The sequence below is a fragment of the Syntrophotalea sp. genome (genome assembly GCF_050253115.1).
Lineage (GTDB): Bacteria > Desulfobacterota > Desulfuromonadia > Desulfuromonadales > Syntrophotaleaceae > Syntrophotalea > Syntrophotalea acetylenica.
In genome coordinates, this window is record NZ_JBFWJQ010000084.1 from 1 (window position 1) to 11,104 (window position 11,104).

The window sequence follows — 11,104 nt, forward strand, 5'->3', positions numbered from 1 at the left end:
CGAGTCGACTTCGGTCAAATACTCCGCCAAGGTCGGTTCGGACAATATCGCAGACCGCGCCCGTGGTTTCGGCATGCCGGCGGTGACTGTCGATGGCAACGATTTCTTCGCGGTTTACGAAGCGGCCGGCGAAGCCATCGAGCGTGCTCGCAAAGGCGGCGGCCCGACTTTCCTCGAATGCAAGACCCTGCGTTATTTCGGTCACTTCGAGGGGGATGCGCAGGGTTATCGTCCCAAGGATGAAGTCAAGAGTGCCCGCGCCAACAATTGTCCCCTCAAGCGTTTCGCCGAAGCCATGATCTCTGGCGGGTTGGCTGAAGCGGCGGAAATCGAAGCCATCGACAAAGATGTACTGGCTCTGGTCGAGCGGGCCGTCAAGGAAGCCGAGGCCGCTCCGCAGCCCGATCTGAGCGCGCTGCTGACCGACGTTTACGTTTCTTACTGAGCCCTTTTCAGAATTTAAGGTATAGAAAGGAATAGAGCGATGGCTAGAAAGATCATGTTCAAGGACGCAATCAACGAAGCGATCTGCCAGGAAATGGAGCGCGACAAGTCCGTTATCCTGCTGGGGCTGGATGTCGCCGGTTCCGCCGGCACCGATCAGGAGCGCGATTCCTGGGGCGGCGTGCTCGGCGTCACCAAGGGGATTTACCCCAAATTTCCCGATCGTGTAATCGATACGCCGATTTCCGAGTCCGCCTATATCGGCGCCTCCGTTGGCGCTTCGGCCTGCGGGATGCGCGCTATCGGCGAACTGATGTTCTCCGACTTCCTGGGGGTTTGCTTCGACCAGCTGTACAACCAGGCCGCCAAGTTCCGCTACATGTTCGGCGGCAAGGCCGTCACCCCGGTGACCATTCGCACCATGATCGGCGCCGGATACAGCGCCGCCGCCCAGCACTCCCAGAGCCCCTACTCGATTTTTGCTCATGTCCCGGGGCTTAAGAGCATTATTCCCTCCAATCCCTATGATGCCAAGGGTTTGCTGATGGCTTCTATCGAGGATGACGACCCCTGTGTCTTCTTCGAGCACAAGGCTCTCTACACCATGAAGGGCGAAGTCCCCGAAGAGTACTACACCATCCCCCTGGGCCAGGCCAACGTGGTTCAGGAAGGCAAGGACGTCACCATCGTCGCCCTGGCCCGCATGGTGCAGGTGGCAGTTCAGGCCGCCAAGACGCTGGCCAAGGAAGGCATCGAGTGCACCATCATCGACCCGCGCACCATTTCGCCGCTGGATAAGGACACTATTTTCTCCAGCGTCGAGAAGACCGGTCGCCTGGTGGTGGTCGACGAGGATAACGACCGCTGCGGTTTCGCTTGCGACATCGTCGGCATGGTTGCGCAGAACCTGTTCGGCGCCCTGAAAGGCGCTCCGCAGATGGTTACGCCTCCTTTTACCCCGGTACCGTTTGCCGCCAACCTTGAAGCCGAATATATTCCCAACGCAGCCAAGGTGGTAGCAGCTGTACGCAAAACCCTGGAGTAATCATCATGAGTGACAATAAAATCATAGCCCTCACCATGCCTAAGTGGGGGCTCACCATGGAAGAAGGCACCATCGCTTCCTGGTTGATGGAGGAAGGCGACGTTGTCGAAGTCGGCAGCGAAATTCTCGAAGTCGAAACCGACAAGATTGCCCAGCCCGTGGAAAGTGCCGTTACGGGGGTTCTGCGCCGCAAGATTGGTGAAGAAGGCGAAGAGTACCCCGTGCAGGCCCTGATCGGCGTCATCGCCGCCGAGGACGTGACGGACGCAGAAATCGACGCGTTCATCGCCTCCTATGGCGGTGCGGAAGCAGGCGACGAAGCGGAAGGCGAAGCAGCAGAAGGCTCCGTCGCGGCGGAGGCTCCGGCCGGTGTCCATGAACTGACCATGCCCAAGTGGGGGCTGACCATGGAAGAGGGCACCATTGCTTCCTGGCTGCTGGACGAGGGCGATGAGGTTGAGGTCGGTACGGAAATCATGGAGATTGAAACCGACAAGATCGCCCAGCCGGTCGAGAGTACCGTAGCCGGCATTCTGCGCCGCAAGATTGGCGAAGAGGGCGAGGAATACCCGGTGCAGGCACTGATCGGCATTATTGCGGACGCTTCGGTTTCCGATGCCGAGATCGATGCCTATCTTGCCAAGCGCAGCGGCAAGGCGGCTCCGGCCGCCGAACCGGAAACCGCGGCAGAAGCCCCGGCCGCAACCAAAGCGCAGCCGACCAGCAAGCCGATGACGGCGATGCGGGCCGCGATTGCCAATACGGTGACCAACTCCTGGACGGTACCTCAGTTCCCGGTCACCATGGGCATCGACATGGGCGCAGCCAAGCAGTTCCGGGCCGGCCTCAAGGCCGCCGGCAAGGCCGTATCCATGAACGACATGGTGGTCAAGGCCTGCGCCAAAGCCATCGAGAAGTATCCGATGGTTAACGCCACCCTGGGCAACAAGGAGTATATCCTGAACCCCGAGGTGAACATCGCCGTGGCCGTGGGTCTGGATGATGGTCTGATGATGCCGGTTGTCAAGGGCTGTCAGGCTCTCAGCCTGGAAGAGGTCGCCAGCAGTTCCCGCGCCCTGATCGACAAGGTCAAGGCCGGAACCTGCGGACCGGCAGAGATGGCGGGCGGCAACTTCGCCATCTCCAACCTGGGAATGCTCGGCGTCGATCAGTTCGTCGCCCTGGTGCCCCCGGGAATGACCGCGATTCTGGCGGTTGGCGGAATCAAGGAAGAGGTTGTCGTGAAGGATGGCAACATGGTCCCCGCATCGACAATGAAGGTGACCCTGGTTGCCGATCACCGGGTGGTGGATGGATTGTATTCTGCCCAATACCTGGTGGAACTCAAGCGTCTTCTGGAAAATCCCGAAGAGCTTTAATGCCCGATGTAAACAGGCCGGCACCTGTCAGGTGCCGGCCGCTAAAAGCCTTTCGCGGGCGGGCGTATGCATCGACCTTCGCAAGACTTTAAAGGAAAAGTCAGGACAGTGGCCATGGAAGTTGCAAAGAAAAAACGCGGCGCCGACAAGACCGCCTTGTCAGCTGATGACAAGCAGGCTGTATTGACCAAGCCGGCCTGGATCCGGGCAAAAGCGCCTTCATCGCCGGAAGTCGCCAAATTGACCGGAATTCTGCGCGAGCATCGATTGCACACGGTGTGCGAAGAAGCCAATTGTCCCAACCTGGGAGAATGCTTCAATCGTGGTACTGCCACTTTCATGATCATGGGTGATGTGTGTACCCGCCGCTGTCCCTTCTGTGATGTTGCCCACGGTCGCCCTTCAGCACTGGACCCCGGGGAACCGGAACATCTTGCCGAGGCGGTTAGGGTCATGAAGCTGCGCTATGTGGTGGTTACTTCCGTGACCAGAGATGACCTGGCCGACGGTGGGGCCGGTCATTTCGCCCGTTGCGTCGAGGCCATACGCCGTAAGCCCGGCAAGGTCAAGGTGGAAATCCTGGTGCCGGATTTTCGGCGCTGTGTCCAGACGGCTCTTGCCAACCTCGGCAACGGCCTGCCCGATGTGTTCAATCACAATCTTGAAACGGTGCCGCGGCTGTATGCCGAATCGCGCCCCGGCGCCGATTACCAGGGATCCCTGAAGTTGTTGCAGTGCTTCAAGGAAATGTATCCAGATGTACCGACCAAATCGGGATTGATGGTTGGCCTGGGTGAAACGGATGATGAGATTCTCGAAGTGATGCGGGATCTCCGCGCACACGGCTGTGACATGCTGACCGTTGGCCAGTATCTGCGCCCCGGACGTCATCATTTGCCCGTGCAGCGCTATGTAGCTCCGGAGCAATTCGAGGCGTTTAAGGTGGCCGGTTTGAAAATGGGTTTTTCGCAGGTCGCTTCAGGACCGCTGGTACGGTCCTCCTATCATGCCGATCTGCAGGCGCAAAAAGTTCTGCAACCATGAGAAACAGCGGACAAAATCGGGTTTTTGCCGCATAAGGAGAACATAAATGGCTGATGAAGTTTTTGATCTGATTGTATTGGGCGCCGGCCCCGGCGGATATGTGGGCGCGATTCGCGCCGCACAGCTGGGCCTGAAGGTCGCCGTCATTGAAAGCCGTCCGACCCTCGGAGGGGTTTGTCTCAATGAAGGTTGTATCCCGAGCAAGGCGCTGCTCGATTCGAGTGAGCACTTCGCTCTGGCGCGCGATAAATTCGACATGCACGGCATCGAAATTCCCGCGCCCAAGCTGAACCTGGCCAAAATGATGGCGCGCAAGGAAGGAGTTGTCGGCGATCTTACCGGCGGTGTCGCTTTTCTGTTCAAAAAGAACAAGGTGAGCTGGATCAAGGGACATGGCAGATTGCTGGGAGCCGCTGCCGACGGGCTGCAGCAGGTTGAAGTAACCGGCAAGAACGCCGGCGTGGTCAAAGGCAAGAACATCCTTCTGGCGACCGGCGGCAAAGTGGCTCAGGTCCCCGGCATCACCATCGATAACGAGGTGATCATAGACAATGTCGGCGCTCTGTCCCTGCAGCAGGTGCCGGAGCATCTGGTGGTGGTCGGGGCCGGATACATCGGGCTGGAGCTGGGATCGGTGTGGCTGCGTCTGGGAGCCAAGGTTTCCGTGGTGGAAATGCTGCCCAAGATGCTCCCCAAATCCGATGGGGACACCACTCAGGCATTGCAGCGTTCAATGAAGAAGCAGGGCATGACCTTCCATATGGGTACCCGCGTGGACAATATTCAGGTAGCTGGCGGCAAGGCCACGCTGACCCTGTCCAAGGGCGACAAGACCCAGGAAGTGGTTTGCGACAAAGTCCTCATGTCCATCGGGCGCAAGCCCAATATGGAGGGGCTGGGAGCTTCCGAAATCGGCGTGGAGCTCGATGAGCGGGGCTGCGTCAAAGTGGACGATAATTACGCGACCACGGTGCCTGGCATTTACGCCATCGGCGATCTCATTCCGGGGCCGATGCTGGCGCACAAGGCCTCAGAGGAAGCGGTGGTGTTTGTCGAGCGCCTGGTGGGCAAGAATTCCCAGGTTCATTACGGCACCATCCCGGGCGTCTGCTACACATGGCCGGAAGTCGCCTCCGTTGGCAAGACCGAGGAGCAGCTTCAGGAAGAGGGCATTCCCGTCAAGGTTGGCAAGTTCAATTTTGTCGGCAATGGCCGCGCCCGCGCCATGGCCGAAACGGAAGGTTTCGTCAAGATTCTGGCCCATGCCGAAAACGGCCAGGTGCTGGGGGTTCACATCTTCGGCCCGCGCGCATCCGACATGATCGCTGAAGCGGTCGCGGTTATGAGCTACGGCGGCACGGCGCATGACATCGGAGCCATGTTCCATGGACATCCTACCCTCTCCGAAGCGGTGAAGGAAGCCGCTCTGGATGTCGATGGCGCTGCGGTGCATTGCTAGGCGGAGCGACTGTGCCCCGCGGCCGGAAACCGATTCGGGGCGGTCCTGATGCCGCCCCGAATCGGAAAGCCGGTAGGATTAAAAACGAGTTTGAGGCTAGTCCTGCGAGGGCTGACCTGCTTGCCGGGAGGTAGACCTCCTAGCTCCCTCCCGGTTTTTTTAAAGATTTTCCTCCTCCTTTTTCTTTCCTCCTGTTCCAAGTGGAGACGATTCGGGTCCGTCTCCACTTGGGTTTTTTTTCCCGGCGTCACTTTGCAGGAGGCAGCATCGGGAGAGTCGACAATCCGTTGTACCGCGTAAGGAGGCTCCATGAAACAATTTCGTGTGGACCAGTCGCTCTGCATTCAATGTGCAGAATGTGTCAAGGATTGTGTTTTTGGGCTGATTGTCATGCAGGACGGCTATCCGGTGCTTCCCGCGGACAAAGAGGCCACCTGCATCGAATGTCAGCATTGTCTGGCGGTATGTCCGTCTGGCGCCATCAGCATTCTTGGTCTCGATCCTGCCGACAGCCTGCCGTTGGCCGGTCGCTTTCCCAACCAGCAGCAGATGGAGACGCTTATCAAGGGCCGGCGTTCCATTCGGCGTTATCGACCCGAACCGCTGCCCGCTGAAACAATCGATGAATTGTTGAAGATTGCCGCGCATGCACCGACGGGCGTCAACAGTCGGGGGGTGGAATTCATCGTGGTTGAAGATCCCGCCACCATGGACGCGATCCGTCAGGAAACCATGGAAACCCTTCAGGACCTGGCGCGCAAGGATGCCATCCCGGATCATCTGGTCTGTTTCAGGCATTTTGTTCCGCTGATGGAGCAGGGACTCGACCCTATTTTCAGGCGGGCCCCCCATCTACTGATTGCCTCGGCCGCCGAGGGTGTCCCTACCCGGGAAGCCGATGTATTTATCGCTCTGAGCTATTTTGAGCTGCTCGCGAACAGTGCCGGTATCGGTACCACCTGGCTCGGTCTGGCCAAATGGGCGATGGTCGATCTGGCGCCGCGACTTTTGCGCAGCGTCGGAGTGCCGGAAAATCATGATGTGGTGTACATGATGTTGTTCGGAACGCCGGATGTCACATACTACCGTACCGTGCAAAGAGATCAGGACGCCAAGATCCGGCGCCTGGTCAAATAGGGTCAAAGGCTATCGGTTGGTTGCCTGTTTTGTTGCTTGCGGTCAAACACCATTTCGGTGGCGCCAGTCAGGGAGTTCGCGGGCAAACCATACCTTATGTCGCACAATGAGGGGGCGATGAAGCTTAAGGATATAAAAAAGGTTTTCGTTGTCGGCGCAGGAACCATGGGACAGCAGATTGCGTTTCAGTGCGCCGCACACGGATATGCCGTCATTCTTTTCGATCTGAGCGATAGTATCCTGCGCAAGGCGCGATTGCGCATCAAAAGCTACGCGGATTACCTGATAGCCGAAAACCGTCTTGATGCCAAAATGGCAGGCAGAGCACTCGACAACATTGCCGTAACCACCGAAGAGCAGCGAGCTTCGGAGATCGACCTTCTGATTGAATCGGTGCCCGAAGACCTTCAGATGAAACGGGAAATATTCAGCCGCTTTAACCGGATCTGCCCGGAACGGACGGTTTTCGCCACCAATACATCGTTGCTGATTCCCTCCCAGATGGCCGATGCCACGGGCCGGGCGGATCGGTTTCTGGCGCTGCATTTTCACCAACCGGTGTGGGTCGGAAACCTTGCCGATGTCATGCCTCACGCCGGCACGGCTGAGGGCGTGGTAGATCTTGTGCGTAATTTCGCCCGATCGATCAATCAGATTTCCCTGGTGCTGCAAAAGGAAAACTACGGCTACGTATTCAACGCCATGTACAGTGCTCTGAATAACGCCGCGATTACCCTTGCCGCCAATGGCGTGGCTGCCGTGGAGGACATCGACCGCGCCTGGATGGTGGTGATGAAGATGCCTGTAGGCCCGCTGGGGATGCTGGACGTGGTTGGCCTCGATACGGTCTGGCACGTGACGGACTACTGGGCGAATACGCTTGGAGACGCCCAGACCCTCAGGAATGCCGAGTATCTGAAACGGGAGTATCTCGAGCATGGCTGGTTGGGGGTGAAAAGCGGGCGCGGGTTTTACGGTTATCCCCGTCCCGCTTATCAGGAACCGGATTTTGTTCTGGGCGGGAACCGGTAGGGGGGAAGAAGCTATGATCGTGCAGGATCTCGGATTGATGGCGTATGCCGAAGCTTACGCCCTGCAGGAGCAACGGGTTCGGGAAATCGCTTCCGGCGTCTCTCCGGAAACCCTGCTGCTGGTGGAGCATCCGCCGGTCTACACCCTGGGGCGCAGCGGTCACATGGATAACCTGCTGGATTCCAGCATCGAGGTGGTCAGCATCAATCGCGGCGGCGACATTACCTACCATGCGCCGGGTCAGCTGGTCGGCTATCCGCTGCTCAATCTTGGCCACCGCGGGAAAGACCTGCGTCATTACCTGCGATTTCTCGAAGAAGTGTTGATTCTCGCGGCGGCCGATGTGGGGGTGGTTGGCCGGCGCTGCCAGGGTAAAACCGGCGTTTGGACCGATCAGGGAAAACTGGCGTCCATCGGAGCGGGGGCGCGGCGTTGGGTTACCATGCACGGGTTTGCCCTCAATGTGTCTCTTGACCTGTCCGGTTTCTCGCGCATAAATCCCTGCGGAATCGTCGGTTGCCCCATGGTGTCCCTGGCGTCCCTTACCGGCCGGATGATTTCCGTGAAAACGGTCAAGGAGCGCGTCGTTTATCATTTTGAATCCCTGCTGGAGGCCTGGCTGCCGGAGCAGCAGGGGGTAAACGCATGAGAGGATAAACCCGTGGTGCCGGCTGTGGACCTGAATTATGAGGTGCAGGGCGAGGGCGCGAACCTGGTCGTTCTGCACGGGCTTTTCGGATCTCTGGACAACTGGCGGGGTATGGCGCGGATGCTGGCCGGCCATTTCCGGGTCTGGCTGGTCGATCAGCGCAATCACGGGCTGTCTCCGCACAGCCGGTTTTTTAATTACACTTGTCTTGTGGAGGATTTGCGGTCCTTTCTGGATCGCATGGCGCTGGACAGCGTTCACTTGCTTGGGCATTCCATGGGCGGCAAAGCCGCCATGCTGTTTGCATCCCGCTATCCCGCGCGTGTGGAGCGACTGATCGTCGAAGATATCGGACCGGGGGCTTATGCTCCCCGGCACGAGGCTGTGTTCAGGGGGTTGCTCAACCTGCCCCTGGCACGGTTGACGAGCCGCAGGGATGCCGAGCAATACCTGCGCGCTGAAATTGACGATGCAGGGGTGAGGGGGTTTTTGCTGAAAAGCCTTTACCGACAGCCGTCCGGAACCTGGGGCTGGCGCTTTAATCTGCCGGTATTGTTTGCCGAATACCGCACATTGCTGGCGGCTTTGCCTCTCGATGTCCCGATATATTGTCCGACCCTGTTTATCCGGGGGGAGCAGTCCGATTATCTTGATCCGGTTCGGCGGGATGCGTTGCTGGAAAAATTTGACGACAAGCGCTTCATCAGTGTCCCGGGTGCTGGACACTGGGTGCATGCCGATCAACCCGTTGCCTTTCTGCAGGCCGTGGCATCCTTCCTGATGGCCGAAAAATAACGCATCAACCGTCTTGGTCCACCAGGGTAGCTCCGTGGTGCCCACCGGGACTCAGCCCTGCCAGAACAGGTAGTGGGGATTGTCTGACAGAAAGGCCAGGCAATCTTCCAGGGTGCCGGTAAAGTCGAGGTATTCCCAGCGCTCCAGATTATGGAAATAGGCCATACGCCACATCCCCGGTGTTTCAGTGCGAATCAGTCGGGCAAAGCATTCTCCGTCTTTGCCGAGATGCAGTTCCTCGCCTTCGATGTGAATATCGAACAGCGACAGGTGCGGATCGGACCGGGCCATGCGTCTGGCTTTTTCAAGCATTTCGTTCATGCTCTTCCTCCTCGCTGATCTTTGATTTTCAAGCCACTCCTATATTATATTGCATCAAAACCTTATTCCAACCGTGGCGGTGTCGGTGCCGGGCGAACTCCGTCCGGCGGCGTCCGCTCTCGACAGGTCCGGGGCATGTGTTTTGTAGGGACGGCAAGCGCGCTGGAAAATAAGGGCTTGCGGAGTTACATTATTGGGCGTAGTATCAAACACTTAATTTTAATATTAGGTGATTGTGCGTGTCCTCGCCGTGTATTGAGGGGGGATGACGACAGTTTCGAGATAAAGTTCTTAAAAGTTGACTTTTTGTAATCATTGTACTAAGGGTTAAAGATTGGCGAACCTGGTATTTGATTACCGTATGAAGAGCCCCATGCGATTCATGGCCCCTGCCAACCGGGCTTTTGATTTTTGCCGGGGTTGATTTTTGTCCTCTGATACATGGGTGGCGGCCGACATGGCATCCCCCGCCACACGTGGCGTTGCCACATCCCGCGGACAGTCGCGCATGCGGCCTGTTGAGAATAACGGTTCAGAAATTTAGATTTTATGCGCTTGCAAGCGTCTGGATATTTGTTGTGAAGCAAACCACAGGAGGCACTGGTCCCTTGAACGTCATTCGGCAGCTGAATTCTGAGGCAGTTACAGCCGATGGGCTGGATGATGGCATACAGCGCGCCATCGACTGGCTGGCTGATAACCAGGAAAAAGAGGGTTTCTGGGTCGGCATGCTGGAATCCAACTCCTGCATCGAGGCTGAATGGATCCTGGCGATGCATCTCCTCGGCGTAAAGGATGATCCCAAGTACGACAAGGTCGTCCAGGCCATACTCAATGAGCAGCGGGAGGACGGTTCCTGGGCCGTGTACTACCAGGCTCCGGCCGGAGACATCAACGCCACCGTCGAAGCCTACGCCGCATTGCGTGCCGCCGGTTTCAAGGCCGATGACGTGCGTCTGGCCAAGGCCCGTAACTGGATCTTCCAGCATGGAGGGCTTCGGCAGGTGCGGGTTTTTACCCGCTATTGGTTGGCCTTGATAGGCGAATGGCCCTGGGAAGAAACACCGGCGCTGGCACCTGAAATGATCTATTTGCCCTCATGGTGCCCTCTCAATATTTACGATTTTGCCTGCTGGGCCCGTGCCACGCTGGTACCGCTGACCATTTTGTCGGTTCGACGCCCGGTAAAACCTCTTCCGCCGGCGAGCCGGCTTGATGAATTGTTCCCCGGTGGCCGTGAAAATACGGACTACAGTTTTCCGGATACCGAAAAAGGGCTCGCGGAGCGCTTTTTCCTGGTGGTTGACTGGTTCCTTAAAAAGTACAGCCGACTGCCGGTGCAGTTTGGTCGTGAAAAAGCCATCAGCCTTTGCCTGGAGTGGATCGTGCGTCACCAGGATTACGATGGTGGCTGGGGCGGCATCCAGCCACCCCTGATCTATTCACTGGTCGCGCTCAATGTCGAGGGTTATGCATTGACCCATCCCGTAATCAGCAAGGGGCTGGATGCTTTCAACCCTCCCTGGGCGTATGAGAAAAACGGCGGGACCTATCTGCAGTGCAGTGAGTCCCCTGTGTGGGATACCCTGTTTACCTTGCTGGCGCTGTTCGAGTCCGGCTGTACTTTTGAAGGTACGCCCATGATGCGTCCCGCTCTCGACTGGATTCTGGGCAATCAGATCACCCGGTGGGGCGACTGGCAGGTCAAGGTGCGCGGTGTGCGTCCCGGCGGCTGGGCTTTTGAAAGGGCCAATACCGCCTACCCCGACGTGGACGACACCGCGTTGGCGCTGGTGGTG

The 11,104-nt window shown here is 58.0% G+C and carries 10 protein-coding genes and 1 pseudogene; 10 read left to right on the forward strand and 1 reads right to left on the reverse strand.

What is annotated here, in order from left to right; translation table 11 throughout:
* From AB7E65_RS09300 to AB7E65_RS09340, 9 genes are all read left to right on the forward strand, one after another.
* Positions 1 to 445: thiamine pyrophosphate-dependent enzyme (locus AB7E65_RS09300; RefSeq protein WP_428745747.1), on the forward strand; the 445-nt coding region annotated here is incomplete at its 5' end.
* A 39-nt stretch (positions 446 to 484) separates the two neighbouring features.
* On the forward strand, positions 485 to 1,489 hold the full coding sequence (locus AB7E65_RS09305) for an alpha-ketoacid dehydrogenase subunit beta (RefSeq protein ID WP_428745748.1): 1,005 nt from the start codon (positions 485 to 487) through the stop codon (positions 1,487 to 1,489).
* Between the two features lie 5 nt (positions 1,490 to 1,494).
* Positions 1,495 to 2,868, forward strand: coding sequence for a dihydrolipoamide acetyltransferase family protein (locus AB7E65_RS09310; protein WP_428745749.1), 1,374 nt, complete (start codon positions 1,495 to 1,497; stop codon positions 2,866 to 2,868).
* Positions 2,869 to 2,982: 114 nt separating this feature from the next.
* Positions 2,983 to 3,912, forward strand: a complete 930-nt coding sequence (gene lipA, locus AB7E65_RS09315; protein WP_072286784.1) for a lipoyl synthase — start codon at positions 2,983 to 2,985, stop codon at positions 3,910 to 3,912.
* A 46-nt stretch (positions 3,913 to 3,958) separates the two neighbouring features.
* A complete protein-coding gene (lpdA, locus tag AB7E65_RS09320; protein WP_428745750.1) occupies positions 3,959 to 5,371 on the forward strand; it encodes a dihydrolipoyl dehydrogenase in 1,413 nt (470 codons plus the stop codon).
* Positions 5,372 to 5,680: 309 nt separating this feature from the next.
* Positions 5,681 to 6,508, forward strand: a complete 828-nt coding sequence (locus tag AB7E65_RS09325) for a nitroreductase family protein (RefSeq protein ID WP_072286787.1) — start codon at positions 5,681 to 5,683, stop codon at positions 6,506 to 6,508.
* Positions 6,509 to 6,625: 117 nt separating this feature from the next.
* The gene (locus tag AB7E65_RS09330; protein WP_072288090.1) at positions 6,626 to 7,540 is read left to right on the forward strand and encodes a 3-hydroxyacyl-CoA dehydrogenase; all 915 of its coding nucleotides are present in this window, start codon (positions 6,626 to 6,628) and stop codon (positions 7,538 to 7,540) included.
* A gap of 13 nt (positions 7,541 to 7,553) precedes the next feature.
* A complete protein-coding gene (gene lipB, locus AB7E65_RS09335; RefSeq protein WP_072286788.1) occupies positions 7,554 to 8,189 on the forward strand; it encodes a lipoyl(octanoyl) transferase LipB in 636 nt (211 codons plus the stop codon).
* Between the two features lie 12 nt (positions 8,190 to 8,201).
* Complete coding sequence (locus tag AB7E65_RS09340; protein WP_320360454.1) at positions 8,202 to 8,984, forward strand: alpha/beta fold hydrolase; 783 nt, start codon at positions 8,202 to 8,204, stop codon at positions 8,982 to 8,984.
* Positions 8,985 to 9,035: 51 nt separating this feature from the next.
* Here the strand turns inward: AB7E65_RS09340 and AB7E65_RS09345 are convergent, their stop codons facing one another.
* Complete coding sequence (locus AB7E65_RS09345; protein WP_072286789.1) at positions 9,036 to 9,305, reverse strand: hypothetical protein; 270 nt, start codon at positions 9,303 to 9,305, stop codon at positions 9,036 to 9,038.
* 608 nt (positions 9,306 to 9,913) lie between these two features.
* Between AB7E65_RS09345 and AB7E65_RS09350 the strand changes: the two are divergent.
* Positions 9,914 to 11,104, forward strand: a pseudogene (locus AB7E65_RS09350) (squalene--hopene cyclase); the annotation flags it as partial.